Below are 21378 nucleotides of genomic sequence, written 5' to 3' on the forward strand. Positions count from 1 at the left end.
GACGTTCACCCTGTTCACGTACCAGCCGGTTTACGGGCTCTTCCGGAATCAGAGTGCATCGATCTGCTGGGAGAGGTTGCCGCAGTGCAGCAGTGAGCGGATTCGGTAGTGGGTGAGGTTTCTGAATCCGAGGGCGTTGCGGCGCAGGGCTTCCAAGCGGCCGTTGATTGCTTCGGTGGGGCCGTTGGAGGCGTGGTGGTCGAAGTAGGCCAGCACATCGGCGCGGCGACGCCATAAGGTGCGCCCGAACGGGGCCAGTTCCTCCAACGGCTTAGGAACGCCGCTGCGCAGAGAGTTGATGATTGCGTTCATCATGGTTTTGCCGCGGGGCCGGTCGGGGTGCGCGTAGGCGGCGATCATCTTCTGGTAGACAGCCCAGCAGATCTCGACGCCGATGTGGTTCTCGTCGGCGAAAACGGCTTCCAGCCGGGTCTTTTGGCGCGTGTTGAGCAGTGGGTAGCGGGTGCGCAGCGTGCGGCGGACACCGTAGAGCGGGTCACCGGTGCGACCACGATGCCCGCAGGTCTGCTGCTGGACGCGCTGGCGGCACAAGTCCAACTTCAGGCCCGCCAGCGCAACGACGTGGAACGGATCCATCACCGAGGTGGCCTCGGGAACCTGGTCAGCTGCAGCGGTCTTGTAGCCGCCGAATCCGTCCATGGCCACCACCTCGATGCGGTCCCGGAAGGCCGGTGTGCGCTCGGCCAGCCAGGTCTTGAGCGCAGCCGCCGAACGCCCCGGGACCAGGTCGAGCAGCCGGGCGCGGCCGGTGCCCTCGAGCACTGCGGTGAGATCGACGATGACGGTGACATAGCCGTCCTCGCCGGTCCGGCGGACATGGGACCAGCGATGTTCGTCCACGCCGATCACCCGGACCCCGTCGAGCCGGCCGTTGTCAGCAGCCACCATCGTCCTGGTGGCATCGATGGCGATCGAGTTGACCGTGTCCCACGACAATCCCAACTCGCGGGCCACCGCGGCCACGGTCGCCCGGTCGATCATCAACCGCTGGCAGATGTAGCGGGCACAGCGCCGGGTAGTCGACCATCCGCGCCGTGCGAGGCGATCAGTGTTGTGGGCGAACACTTCTCGGTCGCAGTCGGCGGCCACGCATCGGTAGCGCGGAACCCGGACCTGCAACCGCAGCGGGTGGCCGACCACCGGCACATCGGTGACCCGGCGGATCACGGTGTCGCGGTAGACACCATCGACACCACACCCGGGGCACTTCCGCTGGCCATCGTCGAGCAGGTTGCAGAACACCACCGTGGCCTCACCGTCGACCGCGGCGTCGGTGATCGTCACCCCCAACTCCACGGTCCGCACGATCGTGTCGGCGACAACAGCGGCAGGCAAGGACGTAGAGTCAGGCACAGGGCTCCCCGGTGGCAGGTCTGCAATGGTGTGAGAACCTGCATCCTCTGCCTGCCGGGGCCCGTTTCAGCTCACCGACACGACCTGCAATCGTGGCGATCCGCTACGCTCACCTGCACTCCAATTCCGGAAGAGCCGGTTTACGTCGTACCGGTAAAGAAGATGCCGGTCAGGTTGTTGCCCATGTTGGCCAGGCCGGAGACGAAGCTGCGTACCGCGAGGTCCAGCACGCCGGTATTGGCGAAGCCGGAGACGCCGCTGCCCAGGTTGTTGAATCCAGAGATCTGGCCACCGTAGTTCTGGAAGCCTGATCCGCCAAGCAGGCCCGGACCGTTGGAGTTGAACCAGCCTGACACACCAGCGCCGTTGTTGGCCCACCCAGAATTGCCCCCGGCGCCGGAATTGAAGAAGCCGGACGACGGATTAGCGGTCGTATTGAGGTAGCCCGGTGCCGGCGGGAACGCGAACGAACCGATAGTGGTGCTGGGCAGATGAATGCTTGGAATGGTAATCGGCGGTGTGTTGAACGCCGCAAGACCAAATGGGGGAATGTTGAGCGCGGGCGTGCTGAACGCCACAGTGGTGATGTCGGGCAGGGTCAGCGCGCCCACGCCAATCGGGTTGATCGTCAGTGGCGGTGTGCTGAATGCCGGTGTGGTGATGTCGGGCAGGGCCAGCGCGCCCACGCCAATCGGGTTGATCGTCAGTGGCGGTGTGCTGAATGCCGGTGTGGTGATGTCGGGCAGGGCCAGCGCGCCCACGCCAATCGGGTTGATCGTCAGTGGCGGTGTGCTGAATGCCGGTGTGGTGATGTCGGGCAGGGCCAGCGCGCCCACGCCAATCGGGTTGATCGTCAGTGGCGGTGTGCTGAATGCCGGTGTGGTGATGTCGGGCAGGGCCAGCGCGCCCACGCCAATCGGGTTGATCGTCAGTGGCGGTGTGCTGAATGCCGGTGTGGTGATGTCGGGCAGGGCCAGCGCGCCCACGCCAATCGGGTTGATCGTCAGTGGCGGTGTGCTGAATGCCGGTGTGGTGATGTCGGGCAGGGCCAGCGCGCCCACGCCAATCGGGTTGATCGTCAGTGGCGGTGTGCTGAATGCCGGTGTGGTGATGTCGGGCAGGGCCAGCGCGCCCACGCCAATCGGGTTGATCGTCAGTGGCGGTGTGCTGAATGCCGGTGTGGTGATGTCGGGCAGGGCCAGCGCGCCCACGCCAATCGGGTTGATCGTCAGTGGCGGTGTGCTGAATGCCGGTGTGGTGATGTCGGGCAGGGCCAGCGCGCCCACGCCAATCGGGTTGATCGTCAGTGGCGGTGTGCTGAATGCCGGTGTGGTGATGTCGGGCAGGGCCAGCGCGCCCACGCCAATCGGGTTGATCGTCAGTGGCGGTGTGCTGAATGCCGGTGTGGTGATGTCGGGCAGGGCCAGCGCGCCCACGCCAATCGGGTTGATCGTCAGTGGCGGTGTGCTGAATGCCGGCGTGGTGATGTCGGGCAGGGTGAAGCCACTCAGGGCGATCGGCTCAATGCGGATGCCCGGAATGTTGATGGTGGGCAGGCTCAATCCCGGCACGTTGATTGGCTCGATTCCGTACGGGACAGCGAAGCCGCTGATGAAACCGCCACCGATTCGTATGTATGCGGGCGGTCCGCCTGCGGACGGAGTGCTACCGCCGTTAGTTGTACCCCCACCGATCTGCGGGAATACGCCTGCCACCCCAGTTTGCAAGAACGTTATGTTATTGGGGATAAATATAACAATGTTGTCGATCTGAGCCACCGGTAGGAATATGGTTCCGGTACTTAGTGTCCCGACGATCCTCGGAGTGGTGAATGGATTTGTCGACAATCCACTTATGGTTATCGGGGGAGTATTTATCGCCGGAAGATTGAACGCGCCGATTGTGGTTCCCGGCGGAATCGAGATCGACGGCACATTGACCGCCGGCACCGTCAGCGTCGGCAGAGTGAAAGCGCCCAACGCCGTCCCGGCCGGAATCGTAATCGACGGCAGATTAACCGAAGGAATGTTCAGCGTCGGCAAGTCAAACGCACCCAACGCTGTGCCCGCCGGAATCGTAATCGGCGGCACATTGACCGCCGGCACCGTCAGCGCCGGCAAGTCAAACGCACCCAACGCCGTGCCCGCCGGAATCGTAATCGGCGGCACATTGACCGCCGGCACCGTCAGCGCCGGCAAGTCAAACGCACCCAACGCCGTGCCCGCCGGAATCGTAATCGGCGGCACATTGACCGCCGGCACCGTCAGCGCCGGCAAGTCAAACGCACCCAACGCCGTGCCCGCCGGAATCGTAATCGGCGGCACATTGACCGCCGGCACCGTCAGCGCCGGCAAGTCAAACGCACCCAACGCCGTGCCCGCCGGAATCGTAATCGGCGGCACATTGACCGCCGGCACCGTCAGCGCCGGCAAGTCAAACGCACCCAACGCCGTGCCCGCCGGAATCGTAATCGGCGGCACATTGACCGCCGGCACCGTCAGCGCCGGCAAGTCAAACGCACCCAACGCCGTGCCCGCCGGAATCGTAATCGGCGGCACATTGACCGCCGGCACCGTCAGCGCCGGCAAGTCAAACGCACCCAACGCCGTGCCCGCCGGAATCGTAATCGGCGGCACATTGACCGCCGGCACCGTCAGCGCCGGCAAGTCAAACGCACCCAACGCCGTGCCCGCCGGAATCGTAATCGGCGGCACATTGACCGCCGGCACCGTCAGCGCCGGCAAGTCAAACGCACCCAACGCCGTGCCCGCCGGAATCGTAATCGGCGGCACATTGACCGCCGGCACCGTCAGCGCCGGCAAGTCAAACGCACCCAACACCGTGCCCGCCGGAATCGTAATCGGCGGCACATTAATCGAAGGCACACTCAACGCTGGCAAGTTGAACGCTGGAATGGTGGTGCCCGGGATCTCGAGGGGCGGCAGCATCAAATCAGGCGTCGTAATCGCGAAGTTAAAGCTGCCTTGCCCGACGCCGCGGTAGAAGACGCCGTTGTTCATCTGGCCGGTATTGAAAAGGCCATTATTCATATCGCCGAAATTCATGATGCCGGTGTTGATATTGCCAGCATTGAAGAAACCGGTGTTTGCGGCTCCGATATTGAAGGAACCGGTATTCGACGGCGCCGGATTGAAGTTGCCCAAATTGAAGCTACCGACATTGAGGGTGCCGGTGTTCGCGTCGCCGACGTTCAAAGCACCGGTGTTGAAGGAGCCTGCGTTGAACAAACCGGTATTGCCCGCCCCCGAACTCCACAGCCCGGTGTTGAAGCCGCCCGAGTTCCCGAAGCCGAAGTTCCCGTTGCCGGAGTTGAAGAACCCGACGTTTCCGTTGCCGGAGTTGAACAGGCCGATGTTCCCGGCGCCCGAGTTCAGCCCGCCGATGCCGATCTGGCCGGTGCCGCTCAGTCCGATGCCGATGTTGCCGTTGCCGTTGTTGCCGAAGCCGAAGTTGCCGATGCCGGCGTTGCCGAACCCGAAGTTGTTGCTGCCCAGGTTTCCCAAGCCAACATTGCCGCCACCGAGGTTGGCGAACCCGAAGTTTGACGCGCCGGAGTTGCCCCAGCCGAGGTTCGAGGTTCCGAGGTTGCCGCCGCCGACGTTGTTGGAGCCAAAGTTTCCATTGCCAACGTTTCCCCCGCCGATGTTGGCTAGTCCCAGACTGACGGTGAGCAATCTATTGGCGGTCATTGTCGGCGTCGCTGCCGCGGCAGGGACACCAGCGGCCACGCCGGCGATCTGAGCGCGGAGACCGGCTAGCCCCTGCAGCGGTTGCGCGAACGGCGACAACGCTGAGGCCACCGCCGAGGCACCAGCATGGTAGGCGGACATGGCCGACACATCCAGCGCCCACATCTCCTCATAGAGCGACTCCGCGCCCGCGATGGCCGGGGCGTTCTGGCCAAAGATGTTAGACAACACCAGGGACACAAACTGGTTACGGTTGGCCGTTACCAAGCCCGGGGGGACTACCGCCAGCCGGACCGCCTCGAATTCAGCAGCCATGAGGCCCGCCTGGGTCGCCGACTGACCGGCCTGCGATGCGGCAGCACGGAGCCATCCCGCGTACGGGGCGGCAGCCGCCGCCATCGCTGTTGCCGCTGCACCCTGCCAGGCCCCGTTGACCAACCCGGATGTGACGGAGCCGAAAGACTCTGCAGCCGAACCTAATTCATCAGCAAGGGCCTCCCAGGCCGCCGCAGCCGCCAGCATGGGCTCCGAACCGGCGCCAGCATAGATCAGTGCCGAGTTGATTTCGGGGGGTAGTACTGAGTAATTCACCGTCAAGAACCTCTCTCATGGCAGCGCACAGCAAGATTGAATATGTGGCATTCACGCCCATCGCGGCTGACGACAACCGGAAGGCCCCCGACCCCACGCTTAGCCGTCAAGGCTGATGTAGTAGCCGACAACGTACATGGGTTACCGAGACAGAATGGCTAGTTTATCAAAAATCGATAGAATCGTTATCTAATCGTGATAACAAACGCGCCACTGATGACCAATCGCTTTACAAGCATAACGTGAAGCGGCGGTTCCACCGCAGATGTCAATCACGCAGACACCGGTAGCGGGAGTTAACTACTCACACAACATCTTTCGGATTCCCATAAAGGGCATAAGCGACCCGTAACTAAAGCTGAATCCACCGAAAGATAGTCGGCTTGTCGGGAGGCTAAACCGCCATGACGCTGGCCGAACTCCGCTTAGCGTGTCAAAAACCCTGAAATAGCGCTGTAGTCAAAATACACGGAAACTAGCGAAAGCCGCCTGACCGCGTCCAAGCCAATGCTCCAGCAGCGGCGACCAAGATGCGCAGTCATTGTGCAATAACAAATCGGGCCGGCAGATAACGAACTCCGCTATATAAGGCAGCAAGGTCGTTGATCCCGCCGACACGAATTGTGGCGCAACGGTCAACGCCGCCGCTGCCTCGTCCCGACAAAACTGTCCACCCCGTAGGCGGCACCGCGGGCAACCGGTCGGGTGTCCGCCGGCTTAGCGCCATTCATCAGTCGGTACCAGCGCCCGCCGTGCCGTACTGCCAGGCGCGGCGGGCACCCACGGGAGCCGTCCATTGAGATTCGGACCAGTTTCCACCCGCAGGTTAAGGGGTAATCGCCCGAAGCACCCCTGCAACACGAGAGTGGAGATTGGCTGATGGGAACTGGAGCTAGGACTGCCTTCGCGGTTTTCGGCGGTGGAGCCATGCTCGTCATGGCCGTTGCCTGTGGCGGCGGAGACAATAAGGGACCGAGCAGCAGCACCACCCCCAGCACGACGACGACAACGGTGCCAAGCACCGCCCCGTCCAGCGGCGCGCCTCCCTCGGAAACGGCGCCCGGCGGCGCGCCCAACCCGAGCGGCACCGGTGGCCCGACCGGCGGAGGCGGCCCCAGCGGTGGCGGCGGCAGCGTTCCCGGTGGACCTACCGGCGGCGGCGGACCGGGCGGTGGTGGCGGCACGATTCCCGGGGTGGGTGGTGGCGGCGGCGGACCGGGTGGAGGCGGCGGCTGCGTCGGCAACATCTGCGGCAGTTTCCCGTGATCGCACACTGACCGAGATTTCAGACGACCGATATGTCAGGTGAGGACCGGGACCACCCAGTCCTCACCTGCTATCGCTGGGGTTATCGTTCGGACATCGCCGATCACAAGGGAGCCCCAATGGCGAAGCTCAGGTTCGGGTACTTCATCGCCCCGTTTCATCGCGCCGGCACCAACCCCACCCTCGCCCTGCAACGTGACCTCGAGTTTGTCGAGCATCTCGACGCACTCGGTTTCGACGAGGCGTGGATTGGCGAGCATCATTCGGCCGGCAGCGAGATCATCAGTTCACCGGAGGTGTTCATCAGCGCAGCCGCGCAGCGGGCCAAGCGAATTCGATTCGGTACCGGCGTGATATCGCTGTCCTACCACAACCCATTGTGGGTTGCGGATCGGCTGATGCTGCTCGACCACCTCACCCACGGTCGCATTATCGGCGGGGTAGGACCGGGTTCGTTGCCCACCGACTCGTCCATGATCGGCCTCACTCCCACCGACACCCGCGAATTGCTCGAAACCAACCTCGACATCGTCGTCCGCCTGCTGGCGGGGCAAACCGTCTCGGCCAAGACCGCCACCCACCAACTCCATGACGCGAAGCTGCAACTTGCCCCATATTCCGCGGGTGGCATCCCACTGGCGGTCGCGGCGGTCGCCTCTCCGACAGGCGCGCGGCTGGCCGGCAAGCACGGTATCGGCCTGCTTTCCATCGGCGCGACGCTGACGATAGAAGGTTTCGACGCGCTGGCGTACCACTGGGGCATAGTGGAAGAGCGAGCCCAGGCATTCGGCACGCGCGTCAATCGCAGCAACTGGAGCCTGGTGGGTCCGATGCACATCGCCGAGACCGACCGACAGGCCCGCGCCGACGTGAAGTTCGGCATCGAGCCCTGGTTTCGCTACTTCCAGAAGGTCGCCGCGTTCCCACAAATGACGATGCCGGGGGACAAGCTGGACGAGATGATCGACATGATCAACGAGAACGGCGCCGGGGTGATCGGTACGCCAGAGCGCGCCCGAGAGCAGGTGCAGCGGTTGTGGGATCAGTCCGGCGGTTTCGGCTGCATGCTGCAGATGGGTCACGAATGGGCCAACCCGGCGGCGACCAGACGGTCCGCCGAACTATTTGCCGCGGAAGTAATGCCCCATTTCCAGGGGCAGGCGCAGCCCACTCTGGACGCGGCGACCCGGGCTGGTCAGATACGCGACGACCTGGCTGCCACCCAGCTGCAGGCGATCGCACACATGACCCGAAAGTACCAGGACGAACTGGGCTCGAGTTAGCGCGAAAGCGTTGCGCGCGTAGGTTATCGGACCGACTCCCGTTCGGCTGCCTTCACCAGCTGGCCGGCGAAAAACTTGACCGCACTGCCCAGCGCTGCGCGGGCAGTCGGCCCGGTGCCGCGCGCCTTCTCGATAAACGAGCCACTCCACTGGATGTTGGTCCCGCCCGATGCGGTCGGGGTCAGGACTACTTCGGCCTGGTAGTCGGTGACCGGTTGCCGCGGGCCGACCAGCTTGTAAGCGTGCCGACGATCCTGCTCATACCCGATGGTTTCCTCCTGCACGAAGACCGGCCACATTCCCAGCTTCCGGACCGCGCCGACACCGCCAGGAGCCGGGTCACCCTGGCGTACCCAACTTGACGTAACGACGATCGGCTTCGCCCAGGACGACCAGTTGCCACCATCGGCCAGCAACCGGAACACTGTCGCGGGAGGTGCACTAGTCGTCTTCTTTACCTCGAACGTGAACTTGCGACCCGACATTCGTGACTCCCACCGTGACGACTACCCCGAGAATGTGCTGCCGGGTACCCTACCCGGCAGGAACAGGCCCGCCCCGCCGGGGATATGACTAGCGAAAGTGATGCCACCATACGGTTGACGGAGGCATACTCTCCGTGTGCCGAACTCCGATACCATAACCGTGCCACCCACCCCCACCAAAGGTGACATTGATACAGCGCTGAACCTGATCAAGCCGCTGCGGAAAGTGATCAAGCCCAAGGTCTACGGAATAGAAAATGTGCCGACCGAGCACGCCCTGCTGGTGGGCAACCACAACACGCTCGGCGTGGTCGACGCGCCGTTGCTTGCCGCCGAACTGTGGGAGCGGGGCAGGATGGTCCGATCCCTGGGCGATCACGCGCACTTCAAAATTCCTGGCTGGGGCGAACTTCTCACCCGCATGGGCGTCGTTGATGGCACCCGCGAAAACGCGTCAGAACTGATGCGACGCGGAGACTTGGTGATGGTGTTCCCCGGCGGTGGTCGAGAAGTCGCCAAGCGCAAGAACGAGCAGTACAAGCTAGTGTGGAAGAACCGACTCGGCTTCGCGCGCTTGGCAATTCAGTTTGGCTACCCAATCATTCCATTCGCGTCGGTGGGGGCCGAACATGGCATTGACATCGTCTTGGACAACGACTCCCCGTTACTGGCGCCAACGAAGTTCCTGGCCGAGAAGCTGCTCGGCACGCCCGATGGGCCAATGCTGGTGCGCGGGGTGGGGTTGTCCCCGGTGCCCCGGCCCGAACGCCAGTACTACTGGTTCGGCGACCCGATCGACACCGCACATTTGCACGGGCAGGAAGCCAACGACAACGCGGCACGCAAGGTGCGGGAGCGCACCGCCGCGGCGGTCGAGCACGGCATCGAGTTGATGCTGGCAGAGCGCGAAGCCGACCCGAACCGATCACTGGTCGGACGGCTGCTGCGCTCCGACAGCTAGCCGCCATCCGAGCGCGTCGGCGCTCGAACACCAAGGAGAGGCCCCGGGGATACCGGCGACATGTGATGCGGAAAGAATGAGCCACCGAGTGCGAGCCAAAGCTCATGCCGAGCTGTGGCTGCGCCCGTCCACCTCGGCACTTCTCACCACGACCCGCCGCATGGCCTCGGTCTTCCGGTGGGTGACACTGCCGATGCTGGCGACGCTGGCCTTCGGCGCGTGCACTGATCCGCACACCCCGCCCATTGCCGCGGGCGGCGGCGCCACTTCCGCCACCTCAACCGTGAAGGCAAGTACCAGCCAGAACGTCCTGGACACCGCAGTCAAACCCGACGGGCCGGGTTGCTCCGCGGCGGTCGGCGTCGAGGGGAAAGTCACCTGGACCGGGGTAGCCGGGCTGGCGAACCTCGCCAACGGAGCGAAAATCACCGCCGAGACGGTCTTCGACATCGGCTCGGTGTCCAAGCAATTCACAGCTACCGCGGTCCTGTTGCTGGCAGCCGCGGGAAAGCTGTCGATGGACGACGCGCTGGCCCAGTACCTGCCAGAGATGCCGCCGTGGGCCACCAATGTCACTCTCACCCAGCTGATGCACCACACCAGCGGGATCCCCGACTACATCGGACTGCTGCAGCAACAGGGTTTCAGCTACGCCGACCGCACCACCGAGGCACAGGCATTGCAGGCCCTGGTCGCCGCGCCGGAGCTGATGTTCAGGCCCGGCACCCGCTTCCAGTACTCCAATTCCAACTACCTACTGCTGGGCGAGGTCGTGCACCGGCTGTCGGGCAAGACACTGCCGGACTATCTGAGTGCAGAGATCTTCACGCCGCTGAACCTGACGATGGTGATGGACCCCGTCGCAAGAATTCCGAACAAGGCGTTGTCGTACACCGAACCCGAGGGCGGCGCCGATTATCAGGTCGCCGACTCCAAGTGGGAGCAGGTCGGCGACGGCGGCATCCAGACCACCCCGAGCCAGCTGGCCCGCTGGGCCGACAACTACCGAACCGGGAAAGTGGGCGGCCCGAACCTACTCGATGCACAACTGTCCGGTTCGGTGCAGACCGAGCCGGGGGGCGGAGACCGCTACGGCGCGGGCATCTACTCGCTGGCCAACGGCATGCTCGATCACGACGGTGCGTGGGCCGGCTTCGTCACTGCGTTTCGCGTCAGCAGCGACCGGCGCACGTCGGTGGCGGTCAGCTGCAACAACGACACGCAAGACCCGGAAGCCGTGGCCGACGCACTGAGCCGCATCTGGATGTAGCGGCGCGCGAACAGAAAAATGTCGATCCGGTGCGCTGGGCGCGCTCGGGGCTGCAATCATGCACGGTATGGCGAAACCGACCGTGCTCACCACCGACAATGGCCTCCCGTCCGGCGTGCAGGGAGCGTCCGATCCGCATTTCTTGAATGTCATTCGCGCGTTCGCCGGGCTCTACCCGGGCAAGATGTTCGGGGGCGGCGGTCTTTCGGTGTACATCGACGGCAAGCCGGTCGTGGACGTCTGGACCGGTTACTCCGATCGCAAGGGCAAGGTGCCCTGGACCGAAGACACCGGCGCCATGGTGTTCTCCGCGACAAAAGGTCTGGCGGCCACCATCATTCACATGCTGGTCGACCGCGGACTGTTGGCCTACGACGTGCCTGTCGCCGAGTACTGGCCGGAGTTCGGCGCCAACGGGAAATCCGAGATCACGGTCAGCGACGTGCTGCGCCACCGGGCCGGCCTGTCGCACCTCAAGGGCGTCGACAAGGACACCATCATGGACCATCTCCAGATGGAGGAGCGGCTGGCGGCCGCCCCGGTTGACCACGCTCACGGCAAGACGGCCTATCACGCGATCACCTATGGTTGGCTGCTGTCCGGCCTGGCCCGCGCCGTCACCGGAAAAGGCATGCGCGAACTGTTCCGCGAAGAGCTTGCCCGCCCACTGAACACCGATGGATTGCACCTCGGCCGGCCGCCGGCCGATTCGCCGACGAAGGCGGCGCAGACGCTATTGCCGCAGTCGAAGATCCCGACGCCGCTGCTGGACTTCATCGCACCGAAGGTGGCCGGACTTTCGTTCTCGGGGCTGCTCGGCTCCATCTACTTCCCGGGCATCATGGGGATGCTGCAGGACGACATGCCGTTCCTGGACGGTGAACTGCCGGCGGTCAACGGTGTGGTGACGGCACGGGCGCTGGCCAAGGCCTACTCAGTGCTGGCGAACGACGGTGTCATCGACGACACCCGGCTGCTGTCGTCGGAGGCGGTGGCCGGCATGAAGGGCAAGGCGGAGCTGTGGCCGGACCTGAATCTGGGCCTGCCCTTCACGTACCACCAGGGCTACCAATCGTCGCCGGTGCCAGGGTTTTTGGAGGGTTACGGCCATATCGGCCTAGGCGGGACGGTCGGTTGGGCGGATCCGGCCTCGGGCAGCTCATTCGGTTATGTGCACAACCGCCTGTTGACGCTGCTGCTGTTCGACGTCGGCTCGTTCGCGGGACTGGCCCCGCTGCTGACCAGCGCGGTCAACGCCGCGAAGAAAGACGGCCCGCTGGAGGTGCCGCATTTCGGTGCCACGTACCAGGATTCGGGCGACTACGAGCCCGCCGCCGGCGAGTAGCCCACGGGGTTACGCGCAGGTGCCTCGCGACGGCGTTGGCACCGGCGTGGCGCGCACCTAGCACCGCCGTCAGAAACTCGCCCGGGCCAGAAAGCGCTGGACAGCCTGTACCTCGCCGTCCACCCGCACCTGCTCCACCCGGCGGCGCCCCCACAACAACAACGCCAGGTCGGACGCGGCCGCGCGCACCCGGGCCTGGGCATCGTCAGAGCTCGTCAGCAGCTGACAGGCGCCGCCACCCGCCCGGACCGTCCAATTGGCGTCAATGTCGCTGCATTGCAACGCTATCGTCTGGGACGGCCCCTCCAGGTCGCGGGACATCCCCGGCAGTACCTCCTCGAGAAACTCCGCGACACCGTCCGCAGCCAACCACGGCTCGATGGCCTCGTCGAGTCCCAGCGCGCCGACGGCGTCCCAGCGGTGAATGGAGGTCTCGTGAGCGACCCGGCGCTGGATGAAGCCCACATTGTGACGACGGCCCCACGTCCAGGCGGGGCTCTCGGCGTCGATTCCGGCGAGCGTGCTCGCGGTCTCCTCGAGACCATCAGCGAACCACTGCACAAGATCCCGCTCGCCCGGCCGCGCAGGCTCGCCGAAGTTTTCCGGCCCGGCCACGACGCCCGTGGCGACCTGACGCCAGAACGTATGGACGACGCCGACGTGCCACACCAGATCGGCGATGATCCACCCGGCGCAACTGGGCACGACGCGCGGCAGCCCGGCCCGGGCCACATCAATGATGCGGTCGCCGTCGCGTCGCAGGGCGTCGATGTAGTCAGCCGAATTCACCGGCACCTCAAATCACGTGCGGGGCGATGAGGACCGCGGCGCCGGACACGATGAGCCCGATCACGAACGCGATGACCGTGAATCCCATCACCTGACGGACGTTGAGCCGGGCGATGGCCAGCAAGGGAAGCAGCCAGAACGGCTGGATCATGTTCGCGACTGACTCACCGACCGCGACGGCCATGGAGATCAGCCCGAGATAAGCCGGGGAGCGTTGCCCGAGGGCAAGCGCCGAGTCCACCGCGACGGGCCCCTGGACCGCCCAGTGGCCGCCGCCCGACGGCACGAACAGCGAGATGACAACCGAACCCAGGAAGGTCAGAAACGGCAGCGTGTACTCGTTGGCGCCGATCACCAGCGCCTGCGCCAGCACCGTCTGCAGGGCCTTGCCCGATTGCGTTGGCAGATAAGCCAATAGCCCGACTATCCCGCCATAGAGCGGATACTGCAGCAGCAGCGGTCCCGACACCTTCGCAGCCTCGGAGAACGCGCGGATGAACCGTATCGGCGTGCGATGCAGCAGCGCACCGGTGACGGTGAACAACATCACCATGGAGGAGATGTTGAGCGCGAATCCGCTGAGCCAGAAGTACGCCATTCCGGCGCCGAACACCAAGACGTTGAGGATCCATTGGCTTTCCAGCCATTCGGCGAAGCTGCGCTTTCCGGCGACGGCGACCACGACGGGCTGCTCGTCGACGAAGATCGCCGGATCGGACGCCAAGCAGTGCGCCGGTTCCATCCGGCGGATCGCGGCGGCGAGCAGCGCGAGCAGCACGATCGCACTCACCCAGCTGTACGGCTGGAATATGGTCAGCCCGAGCCCCACATGCTGCCCGGTCATCTTGTGTATCACGTTGAGCGGGCTACTCGGGTCGGTGTTCGCCAGCGCGATCGACGACGACAAGCCCTGTGTCCAGACGATGAAACCCATGAACGCGGCCGCGATGAGATAGCCGAAATGCGTTGCGGCCAAACGCTTCGCGACCTGACGCGCCACCAGAGCACCCGCCACCAGTCCTAGCCCCCAGTTCAATAGCGACAACGCCGCGCTGACGCCGAAGCACAGCAGCGCGCCCTGCACCTGATTCGTCGGCCTGCCGGCGATGCGCGTGATGGCCCGCTTGATCACCGGCGCCTCGGCCAGGGTGTAGCCGGTGACCAGGATCAGCACCATCTGGAACGCGAAGGTGAAGATGTTCTGCGATCCCCAGACTCCGCCGTACCAGGCCTTCACCATGCCGCCGGGTGTCGCGCCGCGGACGAGTAGCGCGACCAGCGCTGCCACGACGACCGTGAGGATGACCGCGAACAGGTAGGGGTCCGGCATGAAGCGTTCGACATAGCGCACGCAGACAGCGGTCAGCCGCTGCATGAAGCCGCGCGCCTTGACCTCGGGGGGTTCTTCTTCGGTCGCCATCTCCGGTTACTTCACAGCTCGTAGATCAGCAGCCATACCAGGGCCGCAGCGATCAGCAGCAGGACGGCCATGATCATCCAGCGAGTAGGTCGCGACCGGCCGTGAAACCAGTGCAGCAGCTGCGTAAATCGCCAATCGGTCCACGCGTAGCCTTTTGCGGCCCAGTCTGCTTCGACCGCCATCAGACGCAAGGCAACGAGCAGTGCGGGGATGCCCGCCTCGGGGAGCAACACGATCAGGGGGACCGACGCGATCAACAGCAGACCGCCGAGCACGGCGAGCGACGCGCGCACCGGAATCGAGCGCGCGCGGGCCCGTTTCCGGTAGGCGTACACCCGATCGAGTGCGGCCCGGCGGCTGATGACTGGGTGCTCGCCTGTGTCCACGGATACTCCTGTGGTCAATGCCGGACGTGGGTGCAGACAAGCGTCCGTGAACTCGAAGGCCTCAATGGGCCGCCGCCGAATCTAGCGCGTCGGCGACGAGTTTCCCAGTCGATCAGATCATGCCTCGAGCCGGGCGCGCACCGTGTTCAGCCGCTCGCGCAAATCCTCCTCACTGATGAGGCCCCGGGCCAGCAGCGAGTAGGCCAGCGAAACCAGTTGATTTTCCGGGAACGGCAAATCGGCGAAGCGGTCGGACGACAGCTCGTCTTCCTCGGCACGGCGTTCCTTGAAGGTCAGGGCAGCCGGTCCATCGGTGTTACAGGCCCGGTCCAGCGCGTCGCACAGGCCGTCCAGGCTCGTCTTCCACGGCGGCAGCGGATTCTCGACACCGTACTTGGCCGCCATGACCGGCCAGGTCTGGCGGCGCTGCGCAATCTCATCAAGGACAGCGAAATCGGTTGTGGAACAGCTGGATTCGTTTGTCATCCCATCACGCTTTCATCGGGCGGACGGCCCGGCGCACCAATGGCGTGACATTGTTGGTCACCCCGGGTTTGGGCAGCGCAACGCCGATGAGGCAGTCCCGGGTGATGATCTTGGCGAGTTGATCCTCGGTCCAGCCGTCGGTGCCCTCCGGGCGCATCGGCATCACCATGAAGCGGTGCTTCTGGTTCGAGTCCTCCACGCGCACCTCGACGTCGTCAGGAAGCGTGAGACCGAACTCCGAGAGCACCTGGCGCGGCCAGCGCACGAGGCGACGGCGGTAGTTGGGGGTCCGGTACCACTCGGGAGAGTTGCCCAGGATGGGGCGTGGGTAGCAGGAGCACAGCGCGCAAACGATCACATGGTGCACTTGCGGCGTGTCCTCGAGGATCTTGAACGCCACGAAGTCGCTAGGGGTGCCGAATCCGGTGGGGTCCAACCAGTCGACGCCGACCTCCTTGGCCGCAGCCACCGCGTCGGTCACCGCCAGGTCCTTGAAGGCGGGGTCCAGCCAGGCCTTGGCCACCAGCCGGGACGCGGGTGCGGGACCGATCTGCTCGGCGTACTCGGTGAAGACGCGATGTTCCTGCGCGGTGAACAATCCCTTCTCGATACACAGTTCGCGCAGGGCGATTTCCAGAACTTCGAAGTCGGTGATCTCGTCGACCATCGGCTTGACCGTGCGTTGGTGCTCGTGCTCGTGTGCAGTCATCGGGCTTCTTTCAATCGGCGGCTTGCAGCCAGCGCTCGGGGATCTCGGTCTGCAGGGTGTCGTTCGGCGGCCCGGTGTAGTTGTCCCAGAGCCGCGACTGGTTGAACCGCACGATGTAGAACCACTCGGGTCTGGCATCCTCGCGGTCCCAAGCTTCGTCCTCGGGGGCCGGACTCTCGTACGAGACCTCGGCGATGATCCCCTCCGCGCCGCGCACGTACTCCGGCGTGCGGGTATAGAACATCGCCGGCCACTCCCGCACTCTGACCCGATCGCCTACCTCGAACTGCGCCTTTCCGGCCTGGCCGGCAAAGCGCTGCGGATCACCGATACCGGCGGCGGCGAGGTGATGTTCGTTGCGTTCGACGCCGGCGCCGTCCCCTTCGAACCTCGGCTGCGCATCCGGAAGGCGACCCTGCAGCCCGCCGGCGTACCGGTCCTGCACCTCGGCCAGCCGATCGGTCAGCTCGCCCCAGGTGATGTGCTTCTTTTCGATGAGCACTCGTCCCACCGACCACAGCCAGCGGCTGTAGTAGGGCAGCCCTAGGTAGACCGCCCGACCAACGTCAACATTGGCCAGCCTCCGCCGCTCCTCGGAGACCCAGATACCGCGCCAGGCGAGAACTTCGCACAGCACGTAGGTCATGAGCTCCCACTGCTCTTCTTCTTTGTTCTCGTAGGCGTGTGGGTGGTCGAATTCTCCGCCGACGTCGTGGCTGGTCTTCATGTAGGCCAGCCAATGGTCGTGGGTGATCTCGTCCGGGGCCGGCCACTCCGATACCTCGGGGTAGATCGTTTTGAGTCGGGAAACCAGCGCAAGCTGAGCCGCTCGATCCGCTGCAGTGCTCATCGGAGTGTCCTTCCGGCCTGGATCTTCCGCATGAAAAGCGACCCAAGACTACCTCCGTTCAGGATGGCCGGAAAGGATGACAAACACCACCTCGCGTGGTGTGTTGACAGGGAGTACGGGGTGCGGCCGGAGCGTGGCCGCCACCACAGCGCGCTTGCCCGAACCGCCGGCGAGCGGTTTATAGAATGCGCGCATGAATCGTGGCACGGGGACGCCCGCGGCACCTGGCGGGCTGCTGCAGATTGAGGATTGCCTGGACGCGAACGGCAACATCGTCCTTCCGCCGGACACCACACTGATCTCGCTGATCGACCGCAACATCACCTACGTCGGTGACACCACCGCCTACCGCTTCCTGAACTACGGCGGCTCCGGCGAGGTCCACGCCGACGAGATCACCTGGGCTGACTTCGGAGTCCGGTTGCGGGCCGTGGCCACGCAAGTACAGCAAGTCGCGGGCCCTGGTGACCGGGTGGCGATCCTGGCGCCCCAGAGCATTGACTGGGTCATCGGCTACTACGCCGCGATCAAAGCCGGCACCATCGCCGTGCCGTTGTTCGCGCCCGAACTGCCCGGCCACGCCGAACGCCTCGAAACGGCGCTGCGCGATTCGCAACCGACCGTCATCCTCACCACGACACCGGCCCAGGACGCCATCGAGCAGTTCCTGACTGCAATGCCGCAACTGCAGCGGCCGCAAGTCCTACTGATTGACCGGATTCCCGACGCGCCCGAGCGCCAGTTCACGCCCGTCCACCTGGACATGGATGCCGTTGCCTACCTGCAGTACACCTCGGGAGCGACCCGGCCGCCCATCGGAGTGGAGATCACTCACCGGGCGGTGGCGACGAACCTTGCGCAGATGATCCTCTCGATCGACCTGCTGAACCGCAACACTCACGGCGTCAGCTGGTTGCCGCTGTATCACGACATGGGTCTGTCGATGATTGGCTTCCCGACGGTGTACGGCGGCCACACCACGCTGATGTCGCCGACGGCGTTCGTGCGCCGTCCGCTGCGCTGGATCCAGGCGTTGTCGGAGAGCTCGCGGGTCGGCCAAGTGGTGACGGCCGCACCGAATTTCGCCTACGAGTGGGCGGCGCAGCGGGGGCTGCCCGCGGCCGGCGACGACATCGACCTCACCAACGTGGTGCTGATCATCGGTTCCGAGCCGGTCAGTATCGACGCGGTGACCAACTTCAACAAGGCGTTCGCCCCCTACGCACTGCCGCGCACGGCGTTCAAGCCGTCCTACGGCATCGCAGAGGCGACGCTGATGATCGCCACCATCGACCACGCCGCCGAGACATCGGTGATCTACCTCGACCGCGAGCAACTGGGCACCGGCCGCGCGGTGCCGGTCCCGGCCGATGCGCCCAATGCCGTCGTGCAGGTGTCGTGCGGACGGGTCGCCCGCAGCCTGTGGGCGGTGATCGTCGATCCCGAAACCGGTGCCGAACTGCCCGACGGCCGCGTCGGCGAACCCTGGCTGCAAGGCAACAACGTAGGTCACGGTTACTGGGGGAGGCCCGAGGAAACGCGAGTGACGTTCGGCGCCAAGCTGAGTGCGACGCTCGAGGAAGGCAGCCACGCCACCGGCGCCCAGGTCGACGGCCACTGGCTGCGCACCGGTGACCTGGCCGTGTACCTCGACGGCGAGCTCTATGTGACCGGACGGATCGCGGACCTGGTGACCGTCGACGGCAAGAACCACTATCCACAGGACATCGAGGCCACGGTCGCCGAAGCGTCACCGTTGGTGCGCCGGGGATACGTGACCGCGTTCGCGGTCCCGCAGCAGGACGGGCAGGGCCTGGTCGTCATTGCCGAGCGCGCCACCGGCACCAGCCGGGCCGACCCGCAACCCGCAATCGAGGCCATCCGCGCTGCGGTGCTCGCTCGGCACGGGCTTTCGGTCGCTGACGTGCGTTTTCTGCCGGCCGGCGCCATTCCTCGCACCACCAGCGGCAAACTCGCGCGGGTGGCGTGCCGTACCGAATACCTCGACGGCACCCTGGGCGTGCATCAGCAAGCGCGACCCGGCGGCGACACCGGCAAAGCGGAATCCTCTTCGATCCGGCCGTCCTCGTGAGACGATCCACGCCATCGGGCAAGAAGGAGGGACAGTGGTGGATCTGCCGCGGACAGCCGGACCGTTCGCCGGGGTGATCAATCCGTCGGTGGCGGATTCGACCCCAGTCAAGCCGACAATCACCTACCCACCCGAAGGCGCTCCCAACGTCGTGGTGGTCCTGCTCGACGATGTCGGGTTTGGGGCGTCCGGCACGTTCGGCGGTCCCGTGCCAACGCCCGCGCTGGATCGCGTGGCCCAAACCGGGTTGCGTTACAACCAGTTTCACACTACGGCGCTCTGCTCGCCGACCCGCGCCGCGCTGCTGACCGGGCGCAACCATCACAGCGCACACATGGGTACGATCTGCGAAATTGCCTATGGTTTCCCGGGTTATGACAGCGTACTGCCGCAGAGCACCGCCACCGTGGCAGAGATCCTGCGGCACAACGGCTACAACACGGCCTTGTTCGGCAAGGCACACTTCACGCCAACCTGGGAGCTGGGCCCGACCGGACCATTCGACCGCTGGCCCACCGGGTTGGGCTTCGAACGTTTCTACGGCTTCATGGGCGGTGACACGTCGCAGTACGAGCCAGCATTGTTCGACCAGAACACACCCGTCGAGCCCTATCTGGGCCGCGACGATTACCACCTGACCGAAGATCTCGCCGATCGGGCTATCGACTGGATCCAGCGCCAACAGACCTCGGCACCCGGTAAGCCGTTTTTCCTCTACTTCGCGCCGGGCGCCACGCATAGCCCCCACCAAGTGTGGCCGGAGTGGTCCGACAGGTTCGCAGGCCAGTTCGATGACGGCTGGGATGCATTGCGCGAGAGCATCTATGAGCGGCAGATCGAGCTGGGCATCATTCCGGCCGGTACCCGGCTGACCCCGAGGCCGGACCAGATTCCGGCGTGGGCGGAATACGACGACCGCTACAAGCCGGTAGCCCGTCGGCTGATGGAGGTCTACGCCGGATTCCTGGCCCACACCGACGCACAGATCGGACGGGTCATCGACGCCATCGACGACCTTGGGCAGTGGGAGAATACACTTTTCATCTATATCTGCGGTGACAACGGCGCGTCGGCGGAAGGAACGATCCACGGCGCCTGGAGTTCCCCGTCGTTTCAGAACGGTCTGCCGGAGGATCCGGAGTGGCTGCTTGCCCATCTGGACGACTTCGGATCGGCCCGGTGCGAGAACCATTACAACGTGGGGTGGGCCTGGGCCCTCGACGCCCCGTTTCAGTGGATGAAGCAGGTGGCATCGCACTTCGGCGGCACCCGCAACGGGTTCGCCATCTCGTGGCCACGAGGAATCACCGCGGCGGGGGAGCAGCGCGGCCAGTTTCACCACGTCATCGACGTCATGCCAACCATTCTGGAGGCGGCCGGCATCGAGATGCCGGCGCGCGTCAACGGCGTCACGCAAAAGCCCGTCGAGGGCGTCAGCATGCGCTACTCCTTCGATCACCCGGATGTCGAAAGCCGCCGAACGACACAGTATTTCGAGATTTTCGGCAATCGCGCGATTTACCACGACGGCTGGATCGCGTCGTGTTTCCACGGTCGGCTGCCCTGGGTGCGCACCGGGCAGCATCCGTTCGGCGAGACCGAACGCTGGGAGCTCTATCATCTCGCCGACGACTTCAGCCAGGGGGTCGATCTCGCCGCCCGGTACCCGGAAAAATTGGTCCAACTGCAGTCCGTATTCGACTCCGAGGCCCGCAAATACGACGTGTACCCACTCAGCGACGCCACGCTGGCCCGGGCCCTGCCCACCAACCGGCCGAACCTGTTGGGTGACCGCGCGTCTGTGACGTATTACCCGAGTCATGTACGAATTCCCGAGACATCGACGCTGAGTTACACCAGCACATCGTTTCGATTGCGGGCCCACGTGGTGATCCCTGCCGGCGGGGCACAAGGAGTGGTGATCTGCATCGGTGGCGCGATGTCCGGGTGGAGCTTGTATCTGCAGTACGGCGTTCCGATGTTCACCTACAACTATCTCGGACATGAAGTCACCACAGTCACCGCCATGGACCCGATACCCGAAGGCCCGACCGTCATCGGTGTTTCGTTCGACTACGACGGTGGGGGACTGGGCAACGGAGCAACGATTTCGTTGCTGTTAAACGAGCGCGTCGTGGCCGATGGCCGCGTCGAGCGCACCGTCCCGTTCCGCTTCTCGATGAGCGGCGAAACACTCGACGTCGGAACCGATAGCGGTTCACCGGTCGCGCCGTATGGGCATGCCTTCCGGTTCACCGGGCATATCGACCGAATCGAAGCCACCATCGACCCGCGGCCCGCCGATCTTGCGGCGGCGCTGAGCGAGGCGGAGATGCGATCGGCGATGGGATCGCAGTAGCG

At 64.8% G+C, this 21378-nt stretch carries 15 protein-coding genes and 1 pseudogene; 7 read left to right on the top strand and 9 right to left on the bottom strand.

The annotated features are described in order from the left end of the window. Positions 1-48: 48 nt before the first annotated feature. Positions 49-1356, bottom strand: coding sequence for an ISL3 family transposase (locus tag JX552_RS16240; RefSeq protein WP_205873092.1), 1308 nt, complete (start codon positions 1354-1356; stop codon positions 49-51). A gap of 158 nt (positions 1357-1514) precedes the next feature. Further along, complete coding sequence (locus JX552_RS16245; RefSeq protein WP_205873093.1) at positions 1515-5675, bottom strand: PPE family protein; 4161 nt, start codon at positions 5673-5675, stop codon at positions 1515-1517. Between the two features lie 879 nt (positions 5676-6554). Here JX552_RS16245 and JX552_RS16250 point away from each other — a divergent pair. Beyond that, a complete protein-coding gene (locus JX552_RS16250) occupies positions 6555-6941 on the top strand; it encodes a hypothetical protein (protein WP_205873094.1) in 387 nt (128 codons plus the stop codon). A gap of 119 nt (positions 6942-7060) precedes the next feature. Beyond that, entirely contained in the window at positions 7061-8224 is a 1164-nt protein-coding gene (locus tag JX552_RS16255; RefSeq protein ID WP_205873095.1) for an LLM class flavin-dependent oxidoreductase, read from the top strand. Between the two features lie 23 nt (positions 8225-8247). On the opposite strand, the gene JX552_RS16260 is transcribed toward JX552_RS16255, so the two are convergent. Continuing rightward, positions 8248-8709, bottom strand: coding sequence for an SRPBCC family protein (locus JX552_RS16260; protein WP_205873096.1), 462 nt, complete (start codon positions 8707-8709; stop codon positions 8248-8250). Positions 8710-8845: 136 nt separating this feature from the next. Here JX552_RS16260 and JX552_RS16265 point away from each other — a divergent pair, with 136 nt between their 5' ends. The 3 genes from JX552_RS16265 (at position 8846) to lipL (ending at position 12285) form a co-directional block, all read left to right on the top strand. Then, a complete protein-coding gene (locus JX552_RS16265) occupies positions 8846-9670 on the top strand; it encodes a lysophospholipid acyltransferase family protein (protein ID WP_205873097.1) in 825 nt (274 codons plus the stop codon). 160 nt (positions 9671-9830) lie between these two features. After that, positions 9831-10940 (top strand): serine hydrolase domain-containing protein, encoded by a 1110-nt coding sequence (locus JX552_RS16270; RefSeq protein WP_205878483.1) that lies wholly within the window; start codon positions 9831-9833, stop codon positions 10938-10940. A 67-nt stretch (positions 10941-11007) separates the two neighbouring features. Next, a complete protein-coding gene (gene lipL, locus JX552_RS16275; RefSeq protein WP_205873098.1) occupies positions 11008-12285 on the top strand; it encodes an esterase/beta-lactamase LipL in 1278 nt (425 codons plus the stop codon). Between the two features lie 69 nt (positions 12286-12354). Here the strand turns inward: lipL and JX552_RS16280 are convergent, their stop codons facing one another. From JX552_RS16280 to JX552_RS16305, 6 genes are all read right to left on the bottom strand, one after another. Then, positions 12355-13074: a maleylpyruvate isomerase family mycothiol-dependent enzyme gene (locus JX552_RS16280; protein ID WP_241010581.1), complete on the bottom strand. Its 720-nt coding sequence runs from the start codon at positions 13072-13074 to the stop codon at positions 12355-12357. A gap of 7 nt (positions 13075-13081) precedes the next feature. Next, entirely contained in the window at positions 13082-14494 is a 1413-nt protein-coding gene (locus JX552_RS16285) for a TIGR00366 family protein (protein ID WP_241010582.1), read from the bottom strand. 11 nt (positions 14495-14505) lie between these two features. Beyond that, positions 14506-14880, bottom strand: a complete 375-nt coding sequence (locus tag JX552_RS16290; protein WP_205873100.1) for a hypothetical protein — start codon at positions 14878-14880, stop codon at positions 14506-14508. A 117-nt stretch (positions 14881-14997) separates the two neighbouring features. Beyond that, positions 14998-15366: a thiocyanate hydrolase gene (locus JX552_RS16295; protein ID WP_205873101.1), complete on the bottom strand. Its 369-nt coding sequence runs from the start codon at positions 15364-15366 to the stop codon at positions 14998-15000. Between the two features lie 4 nt (positions 15367-15370). Continuing rightward, positions 15371-16075, bottom strand: coding sequence for a thiocyanate hydrolase subunit gamma (gene scnC / locus JX552_RS16300; RefSeq protein ID WP_205873102.1), 705 nt, complete (start codon positions 16073-16075; stop codon positions 15371-15373). 10 nt (positions 16076-16085) lie between these two features. Beyond that, entirely contained in the window at positions 16086-16925 is an 840-nt protein-coding gene (locus tag JX552_RS16305; RefSeq protein WP_205873103.1) for an SH3-like domain-containing protein, read from the bottom strand. 193 nt (positions 16926-17118) lie between these two features. Here JX552_RS16305 and JX552_RS16310 point away from each other — a divergent pair. Together JX552_RS16310 and JX552_RS16315 are read left to right on the top strand one after the other, a co-directional pair. Beyond that, positions 17119-18951 (top strand): annotated as a pseudogene (locus tag JX552_RS16310) (fatty acyl-AMP ligase); the annotation flags it as partial. A 100-nt stretch (positions 18952-19051) separates the two neighbouring features. Beyond that, the gene (locus JX552_RS16315; RefSeq protein WP_205873105.1) at positions 19052-21376 is read left to right on the top strand and encodes an arylsulfatase; all 2325 of its coding nucleotides are present in this window, start codon (positions 19052-19054) and stop codon (positions 21374-21376) included. The last annotated feature ends 2 nt before the right edge of the window (positions 21377-21378 follow it).

Source organism: Mycobacterium gordonae, from assembly GCF_017086405.1.
In the GTDB taxonomy this organism is placed as follows: Bacteria; Actinomycetota; Actinomycetes; order Mycobacteriales; family Mycobacteriaceae; genus Mycobacterium; species Mycobacterium gordonae_D.